Origin of the sequence: Flavobacterium aquatile LMG 4008 = ATCC 11947 (genome assembly GCF_000757385.1) — a bacterium.
Taxonomy (GTDB): domain Bacteria; phylum Bacteroidota; class Bacteroidia; order Flavobacteriales; family Flavobacteriaceae; genus Flavobacterium; species Flavobacterium aquatile.
Genome location: NZ_JRHH01000003.1, coordinates 21,820 through 38,585 on the forward strand (window position 1 = coordinate 21,820; position 16,766 = coordinate 38,585).

9 protein-coding genes are annotated in these 16,766 nt (G+C 32.9%); 4 read left to right on the forward strand and 5 right to left on the reverse strand.

Going from position 1 to position 16,766, the window contains the following annotated elements:
* Window positions 1–17 precede the first annotated feature (17 nt).
* The 5 genes from LG45_RS05985 to LG45_RS06005 all read right to left on the reverse strand — a co-directional run bounded on the left by LG45_RS05985 (window position 18) and on the right by LG45_RS06005 (window position 7,820).
* Window positions 18–2,132 (reverse strand): glycoside hydrolase family 97 protein, encoded by a 2,115-nt coding sequence (locus tag LG45_RS05985; protein ID WP_035125463.1) that lies wholly within the window; start codon window positions 2,130–2,132, stop codon window positions 18–20.
* 72 nt (window positions 2,133–2,204) lie between these two features.
* Window positions 2,205–4,511, reverse strand: coding sequence for a glycoside hydrolase family 65 protein (locus tag LG45_RS05990; protein WP_035125464.1), 2,307 nt, complete (start codon window positions 4,509–4,511; stop codon window positions 2,205–2,207).
* Window positions 4,512–4,601: 90 nt separating this feature from the next.
* Window positions 4,602–5,255: a beta-phosphoglucomutase gene (gene pgmB, locus LG45_RS05995; RefSeq protein WP_035125467.1), complete on the reverse strand. Its 654-nt coding sequence runs from the start codon at window positions 5,253–5,255 to the stop codon at window positions 4,602–4,604.
* Window positions 5,255–6,607 (reverse strand): MFS transporter, encoded by a 1,353-nt coding sequence (locus LG45_RS06000; RefSeq protein ID WP_035125468.1) that lies wholly within the window; start codon window positions 6,605–6,607, stop codon window positions 5,255–5,257. Before LG45_RS06000 ends, pgmB begins: the two co-directional genes overlap by 1 nt.
* Before the next feature lie 190 nt (window positions 6,608–6,797).
* On the reverse strand, window positions 6,798–7,820 hold the full coding sequence (locus LG45_RS06005; RefSeq protein WP_035125470.1) for a LacI family DNA-binding transcriptional regulator: 1,023 nt from the start codon (window positions 7,818–7,820) through the stop codon (window positions 6,798–6,800).
* A gap of 226 nt (window positions 7,821–8,046) precedes the next feature.
* Here LG45_RS06005 and LG45_RS06010 point away from each other — a divergent pair, with 226 nt between their 5' ends.
* From LG45_RS06010 to LG45_RS06025, 4 genes are read left to right on the forward strand one after another with little or no spacing between them, the layout of a single operon-like run.
* Window positions 8,047–11,130 carry a SusC/RagA family TonB-linked outer membrane protein gene (locus tag LG45_RS06010; RefSeq protein ID WP_035125472.1) on the forward strand — a complete coding sequence of 1,028 codons (3,084 nt, stop codon included), beginning with the start codon at window positions 8,047–8,049 and terminating at the stop codon, window positions 11,128–11,130.
* Between the two features lie 20 nt (window positions 11,131–11,150).
* Window positions 11,151–12,692: a RagB/SusD family nutrient uptake outer membrane protein gene (locus LG45_RS06015; protein WP_035126658.1), complete on the forward strand. Its 1,542-nt coding sequence runs from the start codon at window positions 11,151–11,153 to the stop codon at window positions 12,690–12,692.
* Between the two features lie 16 nt (window positions 12,693–12,708).
* A complete protein-coding gene (locus LG45_RS06020) occupies window positions 12,709–13,806 on the forward strand; it encodes a SusE domain-containing protein (protein WP_035125473.1) in 1,098 nt (365 codons plus the stop codon).
* Between the two features lie 58 nt (window positions 13,807–13,864).
* Window positions 13,865–16,741, forward strand: a complete 2,877-nt coding sequence (locus LG45_RS06025; RefSeq protein ID WP_035125474.1) for an alpha-amylase family glycosyl hydrolase — start codon at window positions 13,865–13,867, stop codon at window positions 16,739–16,741.
* Window positions 16,742–16,766: the final 25 nt, after the last annotated feature.

Genomic DNA, 16,766 nt, shown 5'->3' on the forward strand with positions numbered 1-16,766 from the left:
GACAAAAGAAATAAAACTTATTTATTTTCAACAATACTAATAGCATAACCGCCACCAGAAGCTGATAATTGGCTTAATTTAGTTTTACTAGTTACAGTAATTTTGCGAATAGTATAAGCTTGTGGATTGGTTTTGTAATGTGCATCTTTAGCATCGGCATATATTGTTGCTGTATATTTTTTACCTTTTTCTAAGAAATTTAAAGTGATGTTTGACGTTCTTGGTGTTTCTCCGTTTACGTTTCCTATAAACCAGTTATTTGTTCCTTTTGCTTTTCTTGCAACGGTAATATAATCTCCTGGTTCTGCTTCTAGATATTTGCTTTCTGACCAATCTACTGCAACGTCTTTTATGAATTGAAATGCATCTGGAAATTGGTTGTAGTTTTCAATTAAATCGGCTGCCATTTGCAACGGACTGTACATTGTTACGTACAATGCCAATTGGTTTGCCAATGTGCTATTCACTTTAGAAGTATTAGTTGGACTGAATTTTTGAATATTCATTTCGAAAATTCCTGGTGTGTAATCCATTGGTCCACCAATTAATCTTGTGAATGGTAAAATAGTTACGTGGTTTGGTTTTGAACCTCCAAATGCTTGAAATTCGGTTCCTCTTGCAGCTTCGTTTCCAATCATGTTTGGATAGGTTCTACAAATTCCTGTAGGACGAACAGCTTCGTGAGCGTTAACCATAATCTTATAATCAACAGCTTTTTCAATTACATATTGATAGTGATTGATTATTGATTGGCTGTAATGGTGTTCCCCAACAGGTAAAATTGGTCCAACATAACCTGTTTTCACCGCTTCGTAACCATTGTCGTTCATGAATTTAAAAGCTTTGTCTAAGTGACGCTCGTAGTTTCTTGTTGAACCCGAAGTTTCGTGGTGCATAATCATTTTTACACCTTTAGATTTAGCATATTCGTGAAGATCTTTTACATCAAAATCTGGATAAGGTGTAACAAAATCGAAAACATAATCTTTGGCGTGACCAAACCAATCTTCCCAACCTTGGTTCCAACCTTCAACAAGAACTCCGTCAAAACCATGTTTTGAAGCAAAATCGATGTATTCTTTTACGTGAGCTGTATTTGCACCGTGCGTTCCGTTTGGTTTTGCTTTAGAATAATCGGTGATGCCTAATTGAATTGCCGGGAAATCATTGGTGTAAGACCAAGTACTTTTGTTAGTAATCATTTCCCACCAAACGCCAACGTATTTTACTGGTTTTATCCATGAAGTATCTTCGATTTTGCATGGATCGTTTAGGTTTAATGTCATTTTAGAATCTAAAATTTCACGAGCATCATCGCTTACAATAACGGTTCTCCAAGGAGAAGTGCTTGGTGCTTGAATATATCCTTTATCACCTTTTGCATCTGGCGTTAAATGTGACTCGAAAATCATCTTTTTATCATCTAAATTCAAGTTCATGCACGAGTAATTTATCAAAGCTGCTTCGTGAAGATTGATGTAAATTCCATCATTAGATTTCATCATTAAAGAAGTTTGCACACCAGTATCTGAAAATCCTTCTTGAGAGGCATTTTCAGATCTTGCTTTACTTGATAAATTTCTAATTTCTGATAATTTAGATGTTGTGTAATCGTATTCTTGTGTATCATAATCGCCAGAAATCCAATGCGCTGTATGGTTTCCTGCCATTGCAAATTGCGTTCTTTCTTCTTTAATTACAAAGTACACCAAGTTTTTCTGACTTGGAAATTCGTATCTAAATCCTAAACCATCATCAAATAATCGGAAACGAATTACTATTTTTCTATCAGTACCTTTTTGATTTAAAGTGACAGCAAGTTCGTTATAATGATTTCTAATTTGAGCAACTTCACCCCAAACAGGTTTCCAAGTTTCGTCGAAAGTAGCCGTTTTAGAATCTACAATTGTGAAATCATTTAAAAGTGACTTTTTATCATTTTTAAGTTCGAGTCCAAGCTTACTTGTTTTTACAACTTCTTTGTTTTTGTACTTCAAACTGTAAGTTGGAGTTCCATCACTTGTAAGTGAAAAGTTCATTTCAAATTCTCCTTGTGGTGATTTTAGTTGTTGTGCAGTCGCAATTGAGCTAAATGCAAACAATATAAAGCTTGCTAAAAATAATTTCTTCATGTTTTTTTGTTGTGTTGATTGTAGGACATAAAGAAAACTTTCATTGACTTTAATATCCTACTATTTAAATATTTATACTGTAACTAAACTATTTGGCTCTACCAAAACTTCGTTTCCATTTACAACAACACTAATTTCTTTATCACCTTCTAAAGAAAATTGGGTGTCATTTTGATTTACAGAAACTTTTAAAATTTGGTTTCTAAAATTAATTTTAAATGAATAACCTTTCCATTCTTTTGGGATTTTTGGTTCAAAATGTAAGGTGTCATTTTTAACACGCATTCCACCAAATCCTTCAACAATACTCATCCAAGTTCCAGCCATAGAGGTAATGTGACAACCTTCTTCAACTTCTTTGTTGTAATCGTCTAAGTCTAAACGAGAAGTTCTAAGATAGAATGTGTAAGCCATATCCATTTTGTCTAATTTGGCAGCTTGAATCGAGTGAACGCAAGGAGACAATGAACTTTCATGAACCGTAAATGGCTCGTAAAAATTGAAATGTTTCTCTAATTGCTCTTTTGTAAAATGATCTTCAAAGAAGTAAAACCCTTGTAAAGTATCGGCTTGCTTGATGTATGGCGAACGCAAAACTCTATCCCAAGACCATTTTTGGTTTATTGGACGCTGGCTTTTATCTAAATCTTTTACTTGAACTAAATCTTTATCTAAGAATCCATCTTGTTGCAAATAAACATCATGTTCTTCAGAAAATGGGAAGTACATATTGCCTGAAACTTTCAACCATTCTTGTAATTCGGCATCTGATAATTTTACTTTTTCGATGATGCGTTTGTGATCTTGAGGATATTCTAATGATACTTTCTGAATTTGTTCATGCGTATAATCGATACACCATTTTGCAATATAATTAGTGTAAAAATTATTGTTTACGTTGTTTTCATATTCATTCGGACCAGTAACTCCAAGAATCATGTACTGATTTTTGTTAGTTGAAAACGAAGCTCTTTGATGCCAGAAACGTGCAATTCCGATTAAAACTTCCAATCCTTTTTCTGGAATGTAAGAGTAGTCACCAGTATATCTATGATAGTTAAAAATGGCAAATGCAATCGCTCCATTTCTGTGAATTTCTTCGTGGGTGATTTCCCATTCGTTATGACATTCTTCACCATTCATAGTGACCATTGGATACAACGCTGCACCATTGGTAAATCCTAAATTATCTTTAGCATTTTCTATTGCTTTGTCTAATTGATTGTATCGGTATGTCAATAAATTACGAGCAACTTGTTGGTCTTTAGTCGCCATATAAAACGGAATGCAATAGGCTTCTGTATCCCAATAAGTAGAACCACCATATTTTTCGCCAGTAAATCCTTTTGGACCAATATTTAGTCGAGAATCTTTACCTAAATACGTTTGATTTAATTGAAAAATATTGAAACGAATTCCTTGTTGTGCTTTTACATCGCCATCGATAGTGATGTCACTCATTTCCCAAATTTTTGCCCAAGCAGCAATTTGATCTTGTAAAAGTTGATTGTATCCTTTTGCTAAAGCTGCTTTTATAGCATTTTCAGCTCCAGTTTGCGTGTTCTCGTGATTTAATGATACTGTGTAACCTGCCAATTTTTGAATTGAAGATTTTTCACCTTTTGCAACAGCAACTTCATACGTGAATTGTACTTTCTCTTTATCCGATTCAACATTTGATGGAAAAAGATTTAAATTTTTATCGTTCAACAAAATGCTGTTTTGCATAAAAGTTGTCGCAATAAAATGAGTTTTGAACGTTCTTGCCGTTACAAACGCTTCATTATTATTGTGATTTACATCTAATGGTTCCCAAAATTTCTCTTCCCAATTGGCATCCTCATTGGTAACTCCAGCATCGATGTATGGTTTGTAGATGATTTTTGCGTCTTTATTTAACGGAGTAATTTCGTAGTTTATCACGCCAACCTCGTCCAAATCTAATGAAAGAAAACGATTTACATTTACTAAAATTTGAGTTCCATTTTGCAAAGTTGCTTCAAAAGAACGTCTGTAAACACCTTGCTTCATATTCAATTCACGACGGAAATTTTTAATTTCTGTACAGGAATTTAAATCGAATTGTTCTCCGTTGATTTCAATGTCAATTCCAATCCAATTGGGTGCGTTTAAAACTTTGGCAAAATATTTTGGATAGCCATTTTTCCACCAACCCACTTTAGTTTTGTCTGGATAATATATTCCTGCGATGTAACTTCCTTGAAAAGTTTCACCGGTATATTTTTCTTCAAAATTCGCTCGTTGTCCCATCGCACCATTTCCGATACTGAACAAACTTTCAGACGACTTTACTCTTTCTGCATCAAATCCTTCTTCAATGATGGACCAATTGTCTGGTTGTATATAATCTTGGTTCATTTTATTATAAGTTTAAAAAGTTTAGAAGTTTAAAAGTGTTTTTCTATAAACTCTTGTGATCTCTATACTCTATATTCTATTTTCTTTTCTCTAATTTATAAGTGCTTCAATGAAAGAAACATCAATAAATGTAAAATCTTTAAAATTGTATTTTGCTTCGTGTAATATTTTATCATCACCAATTCCGACGCTTGTCATGTTGGCAATATTTGCGGCTTGAACGCCAGCTACAGAATCTTCAAAAACGATAGCATCTTCATTTTTCGCGTTCAATAATTGTGCAGCTCGCAAGAAAACTTCTGGATCTGGTTTTGCATTAGAAACATCATTTCCGTCAACAATTGCATCAAAAAGAGGCAAAATTCCAGTTTTTTCAAGAATAGGTCTTGCATTTTTACTTGCCGAACCTAATGCTATTAATTGATTTTTATCTTTAAGATAATGTAAAACAGGAAGAACTCCTGGTAAGATTTCACTTTCATCGATATCTACCAAATAGGATAAATAATCTTCGTTTTTTTGGAAAAGCCATTTGTTTTTATCTTCTTGAGAAGCGGTAACATTTCCTAATTCTAAGATTATATCAAGTGATCTAACTCTTGATACTCCTTTTAATTCTTCGTTGTGTTCTGGTGTAAATTCGATTCCGAGTTCTTGAGCTAATTTTTGCCAAGCCAAAAAATGATATTTTGCTGTGTCAACAATTACTCCGTCAAGGTCGAATATGAATGCTTTTTTTGACATTATTTGGTGTCTACGTTATCTTTAACTTTTATTACTAAAATTGCAGCAATAAGGAAACTAAATCCGCTCATTACGATGGCATAAATGGCGTGATCGCCATAAACATATTTTACAAGTGGTCCGCCAATTAAGGCATTTACTATTTGTGGAATTACTATAAAGAAATTAAAAATTCCCATATAAACTCCCATTTTCTTTGGTTGAATTGAACCTGCTAAAATGGCATAAGGCATTGCTAAAATACTTGCCCATGCAAATCCTACAAGAACCATTGAAAATATTAATGCTTCTTTGTTTGGCATAAAATACATAGATATTAATCCGATTCCTCCCAAGACTAAAGAAAGTGCATGCGTTTTTCTTCTTCCAATTTGCTTTGCAATGTAAGGTAATGCAAATGCTACAATTGCCGAAACAAGATTGTAAACTCCGAAGATGATTCCAACCCAATCTCCAGCAGATTGAAATTCTGGACTTTTTGTGTCGTCAATATTTAATCCGTAAATGTGTTGTGCAATTGCAGGAGTTGAAAAAACCCACATTCCGAAAAGTCCAAACCAAGAGAAAAATTGTACCCAACTAAGTTGGCGCATAGTTTCGGGCATTTTGGCAAAATCAGTAAAAATATCAGTTAATTTTGATTCTTTTACTGGTTCACCCATCGCCGCTTGATGTTCTTTTTCATCACTAAATTTAGACAATTCTTCAGGCGAATATTCTTTAGTTGTAAATATGGTAACTAGAATAGAACCTACAAGAATTAATGCTCCAATAATAAATGAATAAATTAGATTGTCTGGAATTGCAGAAGTTTCAGTTGCTAAATTGCTAACTCCAAACCAATTGTTTAAAACGTATGGTAACCAAGATCCAACAACAGCACCGATTCCAATTAAAGCAGTTTGAACACTAAATCCAAGTGTATGTTGATCGGCACGAAGACTATCGCCAACCAAGGCTCTAAAAGGTTCCATTGCAATATTGAAAGAGGCATCCATAATCATCAACATTCCTGCACCAACCCAAAGAGCCGGCAAGAAAGCTATAAAAATTTCGGCTTGTGGCATTAAGATTAATCCGATTGATGCCAATAAAGCTCCAGCTAAAAAATAAGGTTTTCTTCTGCCAAATTTTCCCCAAGTATTGTCGCTATAATGACCAATTATCGGTTGAACAATTAAACCCATTAAAGGAGCAATTATCCAAAACCAAGATAATTCGTGTACATCGGCACCAAATATTTGAAGAATTCTACTAGCATTGGCATTTTGCAAGGCAAAACCCATTTGTATCCCCAGAAATCCGAAACTCATGTTCCAAATTTGCCAGAAACTTAACTTACGCTTTTCCATTATCGTAATTTATAGATTTATAAAACGATAAGCGATGTGCTTATCAAAACTTAATTTTATTTTCGAAGTAAAAGTATAAGCTTTGATTTATTTTGGTAAAGATAAAAAACAATTTCAATTGTAGAATAAAGTCTACTTCAAATTGAAATTGATTGTTTACGAAAACGTTATATGTTGATAAATAGTTGGTCTATATAGTTGATTCTCGTTCTACCAATTCGGTTTCAATAACTTCAGTTTTATATTGCTCTTCATAATCTTCTTCTTCAATTTCTAATTTTTCGATTAGCATTTTTGCTGCTTTTTCTCCCATTTTCACACCATTTTGACTAACTGTTGTTATTGATGGAGAAGAATATTTTGAGATAATTCCGTCGGTAAATCCTATAATAGAAATATCGTTAGGTACGTTTTTACCAAGTCTTGTTGCAACTTTAATTGCTGTAACTGCAAATATTTCGTTAACAGCGAAAATAGCATCCAAATCATTGTTGGAAATTAAAGTTTCAATTTGAGATTCGAAATTATCCGTATCTTCAATTTTTATAATTAGATTTTCATCAAATTTTATATCGTTTGTTTTTAAGGCTTTAGTATAGCCTTCGGTCCTTAGTTTTCCAACGCTAACGTAATCAACGGTTGATATAAGCCCGATTTTTTTAAATCCTTTATCGATAAGATATTGCGTTGCATTGAAAGCAGCTAAGTTATCGTCGATAATTACTTTGTCACACAAAATATCATTGGTAATTCGGTCAAACATTACAACAGGCATTCCTTGATTGATAACCTCTGCAATATGATGAAAGTCTCTTTTTTGTTGCGTTTCTTTTGACAGTGACATGATAAAACCATCAATACTTCCGTTTGCTAAAGTCTCTAAGTTAATGACTTCTTTATCAAATGATTCGTCGGATAAACATACAATTACATTATATCCATTTTCGTTTGCAATATGCTCAACGCCACTGATAACAGTTGCAAAAAAATGATGAATAATTTCGGGAATAATGATGCAAATAGTTTTAGATTTTCTATTCTTTAAACTTAAAGCAATATTGTTGGGTTTATAGTTGTATAATTTTGCAAATGCTTGCACTTTTTGACGCGTATCTTCACTTATTTCCGAACTGTCTCTCAGTGATTTAGATACTGTTGAAATGGACACATCCAACTCCTTCGCAATTTGCTTTAAAGTGACTTTTCTTCTCATTTTACGTTTTTAATAAATGTTTAATTTTCAATAAAGGTATATTTATTTTTTTATACTATCAATTATACTACTAAAAATGTATCATATTGAGAAAGTTTTCAACACGAAAACGTTTTCGAAACCATATAATAAGGTTGCCATTTTTTTATCTCATTTTTTTACATAAATTTAACATTCGAAGTTAAAGTATAAGCAAAAAACAAAGTTATTAACCTAAACAAAATGTATGAAAACAATTTACAAAAAGTTGTTATTTTTATTACTCTTACTTCCTGTAACTGTCTTAGCACAAAGCAGTTTGGAAGGAGTTGTACTAGATTCTAAATCGAAACAACCCATTCCGGGAGTGAATGTAGTAATTCAAGGTGCTTCTACCGGAGCATCAACCGATTTTGACGGTAAATTTAGACTGTCAAATGTCAAAAACGGAGACAAAGTGGTCTTCTCTTTCATTGGCTATACAAGTCAAACAATTAATTTTAGTGGACAGAAAAGCATTTCTGTTTCTTTAGTCGAGGAAGCTAATTTACTACAAGAAGTTGTAGTTCAAGTTGGTTATGGTACTGTTAAGAAAAAAGATGCAACTGGATCTGTTGATGTAGTAACATCTAAAGACTTCAATAAAGGAGCTATTTTATCAGCCGATCAATTATTGACAGGTAAATCTGCTGGTGTTAGAATTACCAATAGCGGTGGACAACCAGATTCTGCACCAAATATTAGAATAAGAGGTGGTGGTTCTCTTAATGCAAGTAATAACCCTTTAATAGTTATTGATGGAGTGCCAATTAGTAACGATAATCCTGCAGGTGTTAGCAATCCACTTTCGTTAATCAATCCAAATGATATTGAAAGCTTTTCTATCCTAAAAGATGCTTCTGCAACTGCTATTTATGGTTCAAGAGCATCTAACGGAGTTATTTTAATTACAACCAAAAAAGGAACGTCAGGAGATGTTAAGTTTAATTATTCTGGAAATATTACTGGTGGGAAAGTAGGTAAAAAAATAGACTTAATGGATAGTAAGACTTTTACTAAATTTATTCAAGAATTTCATCCAACTTTGACAAATCTTTTAGGTGTAGATGATCCTTCAACTTTGGTCACTGATGATTTGTCAACAGATGTAATCGAAGGTAGAATCCTTTCAAACACAGATTGGCAAAATGAAATTTTGAGAAATTCAATTTCTACTGACCATAATATAAGTGCTAGAGCAAATTTATTTGGATCAATTCCTTTCAGAGCTTCAATTGGTTACAACAATAGTGAAGGTGTTGTTAAAACAAATGATTATGAAAGATTTAGTTACTCTTTAAAATTGTCACCAAATTTTCTGAATGATCATTTAAAAGTTGACATGAATGCTAAAGGTGTATTAACTGATAAGAATTCAATTAATGATGGCGCTGCTTTAGGAGGTGCCGTTAATATGGATCCTACAAAACCTGTATATGATAATAGTCCAACAAACAGATTTGGGGGTTATTACCAAAGTACTACGTTAGATGGAAATAGATATATTTTAGATAACACTAGAAATCCATTAGCTGCTTTAGAGCAAAGAACACGCCCAGAGAGAGCATTACGTTTTTTAGGAAATATTGAATTAGATTATAAAATGCATTTCTTGCCAGAATTGAGAGCAGTAGTTAATTTAGGTTTAGATGCCTCAAGAGCAAGAATTAGAGAAAGCTTTTCTGAAAACTCAATCGATACATATAGATTTAACACTGGTACAGATCCAAACACAAATTTTGTATTTAATCCAGGAAAAAATTACTTAGAAAATCAAACAATTACCAATACAACTTGGGATTCCTATTTGGTATATACAAAAGACTTAAATGGATTTTTGAATAAGTTTGATATTCAAGGTGGTTACTCGTACCAAAATTTCAAAAATGATGGTAATAGAGAAGTGTACAGATATAACGTTGATACAGGCTTGAGAGAAGTTGAGCCAAATCCAAATAATCCAACAAATAGATATTTTAACGAACTTAATCTTCAATCTTTTTTTGGAAGAACTAATATAGATTTAGCAAAAAAATATTTAATTACACTATCTTTAAGAGCAGATGGGTCATCATTGTTTAGAGAAGATAAGAGATGGGGATATTTTCCAGCTGCCGCATTAGCTTGGAAATTGAAAGAAGAAAGTTTTGTTAAAAATGTAAACTTTGTAAATGATCTTAAAGTTAGAGTAGGTTGGGGTAAAACTGGTCAACAAGATATAACTGGTATATCAGGATTTTATCCATCAACACCTTTATTTACTTTAGGATCAAGCACTAGTCAATATCTTGGTGGATCAAATCTTTATTCAGCAGATGCCTACAATGAAGATTTAACTTGGGAGAAAACAACAACATACAATTTAGGAATAGATTTTGATTTCTTTAAAAATAATTTTGTTTCTGGTAGTTTTGATGTATATAAAAGAAACACTACGGATTTATTAGCTCAAACACCAGTTCCTCCTGGACAAGCACTAACAAATGCATTTATTAGAAACGTAGGTGAAACAGAAAGTAAAGGTCTTGAATTGAATTTAAATTTTAAACCTATCCAAACTGAAAATTATAATTTAGAGCTTAACGCAAATATAGCATACAATAGAACAGAGACTATTAGTTTAGATGATTTATCTACAATTGCAGCTGGTGGAAATCTTCCAGCCGGTACAGGTGTTAATATTGCCTATCATACAGTTGGATTCCAGCCATATTCTGCTTGGGTTTTTCAACAAGTTTATGATTTAGATGGGACGCCAATTGTAAATGCTTTTGTTGATAGAAATGGAGATAATGTAATTACAAATGATGATAGATACTATAAAGCTTTAAGACCAAACTGGACTTTTGGATTTGGTTTAAATTTTAATTACAAAAATTGGGATTTAAGCTCAAGTTTTAGAGGTCAATTTGGTGGGCAAGTTTACAATGCCAGAAAATTAACATCTGGATGGGTAGATAAAGCTGTTCCTGTTAATGATAGCAGTTTATCAAATGTATTAAACTTTTACTCTGATGCAGCTGATTCGAGTTTTATTAATGTTAATGGAAATATTCCTTTTTCTGATTATTTCCTAGAAGATGCAACTTTTTTAAGATGTGAAAACATTATTTTAGGATATAGATTTAATAAATTTTATAAATCGTCGTCATTAAGGGTATATGGTGCTGTTAATAATGCTTTTATTCTAACTAAATACTCTGGTCAAGACCCTGAAAATTTTGATTCTATTGATAACAATTTTTATCCTCGACCAAGAATGTACACATTTGGATTAAGTTTAGACTTTTAAAAAAAATTAAAATGAAAAATATGAAAAAATTAAAATTATTAGGGATGAGTGTTCTATTACTCGGTACATTTTCTTGTACTGATGATTTGAATACAGAGCCAAAAGTACAACTAACATTAGAACAACTCCTTCAGCAAGACCCTAATGCTATTTCAGGTATTGTTTCAAAGTTGTATGGTTCATTTGCTTTATCTGGCCCAAGTGGTCCAGGAAGTACTGATATTAAGGATGATGATGCTGGTGAATCTCCATTTTTGAGAGGAATCATTAATCTTCAAGACTTTACTGCAGATGGCATGAAAAATCGTTGGGGAGATGACGGATTAGATCAATTAACAACTACATCTAATTGGGATGAGAATAATAAGTTTTTTAGATATTTATACAATAGAGCTTACTATACAATTCCTCAATGTAATAATTTATTGGTGATCTTAGAGAATTTAGATATTCCCAATAAAAATCAAGTAACGGGAGAAATAAGATTTTTACGTTCGCTTGCTTATTATTATTTAATTGATTGTTTTGGTAAAGGAGTATTAGCAACTGATCAAAATTTTGGACAATCGGCGCCTCTTGAGGAAGCTTCAAGACAAGAATTATTTGATTATGTAGAATCAGAATTGTTAGCAATTGAAGCGGATTTGCCAGAGACAAATTCATATGGAAGAGCTAATAAATCAGTATCTAGGATGTTATTAGCAAAATTATATTTAAATGCAGAAGTTTATACAGGAACTCAGAGGTACACAGATGCTTTAACATTTATTACCAAAGTAATCAATGAGGGAAATTATACATTAGATCCAAATTTTGGGCATATGTTTAGTGGTGATAACAATACTTCACCAGAAATTATTTATCCATTAATTGCAGATCCTCTTGTTAGTCAAAGTTATGGAAATACAACTTATTTAGTTAATGGAAGTTTAAATACCGCAACAATGACAATATCAGATTATGGTGCAACTGCTGGTTGGGGTGGTCATAGAGCTACCAAAGCATGGTATGGTCTATTCGGAAATTTAGGAACTTCAACAGATAGTAGAGCTCAATTATTTTGGACATCTGGACACACTTTTGAAATGACAGATTACAAAGAATGGACAAATGGTTATCCATCAATTAAGTTTAGAAATTCTAATTTTGGAACAACATCTACACCTACTGATTTTTCTGGAACAGATTTTCCTTTATTTAGATTAGCAGATGCATATTTAATATATGCTGAGTGTGTTGTTAGAGGTGCAGCAGGTGGTTCAACATCTCAAGCATTAACTTATGTTAATGAAATTAGAGATAGAGCAAATGCTAATTTAATTTCAGCAGGTGATTTAACTTTAGATTTCATTATAGATGAAAGAGGTAGAGAATTAACTTTTGAAGGTCATAGAAGAACCGATTTAATTCGTTTTGGAAGATTTACTGGAGGAAGCTATTTATGGCCATGGAAAGGAAACACATTAAATGGAACTTCTATCCCATCTAATTATAAATTATTTCCAATTCCTCTTAAAGCTCTTCAGGCAAACCCAAATTTAACTCAAAATCCTGGTTATTAATAAAAAAATATTAAAAATGAAAAAAATATTAAAAATATCAAGTTTAGCATTATTCTTAATTGCAGCAATAGCCTGTGAAAATGATGATCAAAAAATAATTCAAGCAACTGGTGGTCCAGAACTTTTAACTCCAGTTGATGGAGCAGAATATGTTTTGTTGCCAGAAAATGAAGCTAATGAAGCTACAACACTAGTCTGGAATCATGCTGATTATACTTTAGATACAGAAGTAAATTATGAAGTTGAAGTTGCACTTTCAGGGACTGAATTTGCAAATATTGTGTCTGGAGGTTCAACAACTAATAGATTCATGACATGGTCTGTAGAAGAACTTAATACAGTTGCTTTAACTGCAGGTCTAGTTCCTTACGAAACTGCTGATGTAGATGTTCGTGTTAAAGCTTCTCTTGGTGATAATGCTGAATTGGTTTCTTATTCTAATGTAATAACTGTAACATTAACTCCTTACACTAATGATTTACCAAAATTATGGATTCCAGGAAGTTATCAGTCAGAATCTGGATATGGAGATGCTGATTGGACACATGCAACAGCTCCAACATTAGCATCAGAGGGTTTTGGGAACACTAACTTTGAAGGTTATCTTTATCTTGCAAATAATGTTGTTGCAGATAGCGAAAATGGATTGAAATTTTCTTCTCAAGGAGATTGGAATGGAACAAATTATGGAGACGATGGAACTTTTTCTAACGTTTTAAGCCCTACAGGTGGAAACATCGGTGGAAACGCAGGATATTACAGAGTTAAAGTTGATACAGAAGAGTTAACTTACAACTTACAACCAGTAAGTTGGGGTATTATCGGTGATGCAACTACTGGTGATGATAGCGGCTGGAATCAAGATGTAGATTTAACTTACAATCCAACTACTAAAAAACTAGAATTAGCGAGTATCAATTTAACTACTGGATTAAAATTCAAATTTAGAGGGAACAATGCTTGGTCTAATGGTTTTGATTTTGGTACAGTAAACGCAGATGGATTTTTAGTTGATGGTGGCGATTTAGTACATACTGGAGCTACTGGAAATTATAAAGTTATCTTAGATTTATCTAATCCAAGAAAATACACTTACACACTTGTTGCATTGTAATATAAATAATTTTTTAAAGGGCTTTCTTTATAGAAAGCCCTTTTTTATAAAATAAGCTATGAAAAAAATTACTTACTTATTCTTTTTGTTTTTTGTATTAAATTTATTTTCACAACAACAAACAATTACTTACACTGTTGCTCCAACTTCATTTGAAGAAAACCAATCTGTTACGCTTACATTTAATGGCTCAAGCATTAATGAAGCAACTTGGGGTGTAACTGGAAACGCACTTTATTTATGGGCATGGTCGTTTGATTCAAACGATTTAAATATCCAAGATTGCCCAACTAATGGAACATGGACAAGCTCTTTAGAAACAAATAGATTAACCTACGTTCCAGGAACCGATACTTACACAATCTCTTTCGTTCCACAAACATTCTATTCTAGAACAGGAATTGGGAGAATTGGGTTTTTAGTGAAAGCTAAAAATGCAACCGGAGATAAAAAATCTCAAGATATTTTAATAGAAGTTGGTCTTTTTCAGTCCAATTTGTTAACTCCAGCTGCAAATAGTGCTACAATTATTAGTTCTGGTGGCAACCTTAATATTACTGCCAACAATAGTAATGGTAATGCAAGTTATAACCTGAAAGCCAATGGCGTAAGCATTAACGCAAATGCAGCTACAGCAAATTATTCTTTCAATCACACAGGAATTACAGCGAATCAATCTTATGAATTAGATGTAACTCAATCTGGAATTACTCAAACTAAGAAATTTAATGTTATAGTAAATCCTGGTGTAATTTCTCAAGCACTTCCGGCAGGTGTTGAAGACGGAATCAACTATAATTCTTCAGATGCAACTAAAGCGACCTTAGTTTTAGACGCACCTGGAAAAGATTTTGTTTATGTTGCTGGTAGTTTCAATAACTGGCAACCAAGTTCTAGTTATGCTATGAAAAAAGATGCTACAACTGGTAAATTTTGGTTAGAATTAACAGGATTAACTTCTGGACAATCTTATTCGTATCAATACTGGGTAGTAGATACAACTCCTACAACAAATTCTCCAGCTTTAGTTAAAACTGCCGATCCTTATTCAACACTAGTGTTATCACCTTTTGATGATCCCTTTATTTCTGCTGCATCTTATCCAAATTTACCTCCTTTTCCAACTGGTATTGAGAGAGAAGTTACTGTTTTACAAACGGGTCAAGTTCCTTATACATGGAGTGCGGCAACTACAAATTTTGTAAAACCAAATAAAGATAATCTGGTAGTATACGAACTATTAGTTAGAGACTTTGATTCTGATAGAAATTATCAAGACTTAATTGATAAAATTGATTATTTCAAGAATTTGAAAATAAATGCAATTCAGTTAATGCCAGTAATGGAATATGAAGGAAATGAATCTTGGGGTTACAATACTTCATTTCATATGGCTTTAGATAAATATTATGGGACTGCCAATAAATTCAAAGAATTCATAGATTTATGTCACCAAAACGGAATTGCCGTAATCTTAGACGTAGCTTTAAACCACGCTTTCGGCAGAAATCCAATGGTGAGAATGTGGATGAAAGATCCAGATGGTGATGGTTGGGGCGATCCTGCTGCAGACAATCCATATTTTAACGAATTTGCAAAACACAGTTATAGTGTTGGATCTGATTTTAATCACCAACAAGCAAGAACCCAATATTATACAAAAAGGGTAGTAAAGCAGTGGATAGAAGAATTTAAAATCGATGGTTTCCGTTGGGATTTAACTAAAGGTTTCACTCAAAACTGTACTGGTGGAGATGATGCATGTACCAATGCTTATCAAGCCGATAGAGTAGCGGTATTAAAAGACTACGCAGATTATTCTTGGGCGTTAGACAACAATCATTATGTGATTTTTGAACATCTTGGCGGTGATAGCGAAGAACAACAATGGGCAAATTATAAACTTGGCGAAGGAAAAGGTATCATGATGTGGGGTGAAATGACCTCTAAATATGCCGAATTAGCTCAAGGAACATCTGGCGATAAAGACATCACTAGAATGGGACATGTTTCAAGAGGTTTCACAGGAAAAAGATTAATTGGTTATCCAGAAAGTCACGATAAAGAAAGAGTATTGTACTCTGCTTTTACTTTCGGAAATGGCGCAGGTGCTTTCCCAGTTCAAGGAAATCTTACAAATGTTATTAAAAGAATGTCTGCAATTGGTGCTGTAAGTATACTTATTCCTGGTCCAAAAATGATTTGGCATTTTGCCGAATTAGGACATACTGGTTCAATTTTTACTTGTGGTGACGGAACTGTAAATACTGATTATGACATTACTGGCGGAGATTGTAAATTAGACACAAAGCCACAGCCTCAATGGGCAAACAACTGGCTTACAGATGTGAACAGAAGTGTAGTTTATAATAATTGGGCTAAAATGATTGATCTTAAAAAAAACAATTCAGTATTTAATGCCAATTATACAATAAGTGGTCAAGGAGGAAATAACAGTGTAAGACAAAGAGTTTACTTGTTTGGAGGAACAGGATCATTAACAAATGTTGTAATTCTTGCGAACTTTTCTGTAGCTAATTTAGATATTATTGCCGATTTTCCTTTCGCTGGAACTTGGCACAATTTAATGGATAATTCAACTTTGAGTGTTTCCAATACAGCAATGCCTATAACTATTGAATCAGGTGGATTTAGAATTTTTGGAAATGCTCCTGCAGCTTTAAGTACTACAGATTTTAATCCATTAGTAGGAATTTCTTTAGTACCAAATCCTGCATCAACTTATTTTATGGTTAATAGCACAAGTTTTACAAAAGTTCATATTTATTCAATGACTGGACAATTGATAAAAACATTCGAAAATCAACCAGATAATTACCAATATCCGATATCCGATTTAAATCAAGGTGTTTACTTTGTGAAAGTATCAGACGATAACAATCATAATCAAACCCTTAAATTAATTAAACAATAAGAGAGTTAGTTAGTTAAAAATAGAT

Coding starts and splice junctions, on each gene's coding strand:
- LG45_RS06010 (WP_035125472.1), top strand. CDS start 8,047: ATGAAAACAATTTACAAAAAGTTGTTATTTTTATTACTCTTACTTCCT.
- LG45_RS05985 (WP_035125463.1), bottom strand. CDS start 2,132: ATGAAGAAATTATTTTTAGCAAGCTTTATATTGTTTGCATTTAGCTCA.
- LG45_RS06020 (WP_035125473.1), top strand. CDS start 12,709: ATGAAAAAAATATTAAAAATATCAAGTTTAGCATTATTCTTAATTGCA.
- pgmB (WP_035125467.1), bottom strand. CDS start 5,255: ATGTCAAAAAAAGCATTCATATTCGACCTTGACGGAGTAATTGTTGAC.
- LG45_RS05990 (WP_035125464.1), bottom strand. CDS start 4,511: ATGAACCAAGATTATATACAACCAGACAATTGGTCCATCATTGAAGAA.
- LG45_RS06005 (WP_035125470.1), bottom strand. CDS start 7,820: ATGAGAAGAAAAGTCACTTTAAAGCAAATTGCGAAGGAGTTGGATGTG.
- LG45_RS06000 (WP_035125468.1), bottom strand. CDS start 6,607: ATGGAAAAGCGTAAGTTAAGTTTCTGGCAAATTTGGAACATGAGTTTC.
- LG45_RS06015 (WP_035126658.1), top strand. CDS start 11,151: ATGAAAAAATTAAAATTATTAGGGATGAGTGTTCTATTACTCGGTACA.
- LG45_RS06025 (WP_035125474.1), top strand. CDS start 13,865: ATGAAAAAAATTACTTACTTATTCTTTTTGTTTTTTGTATTAAATTTA.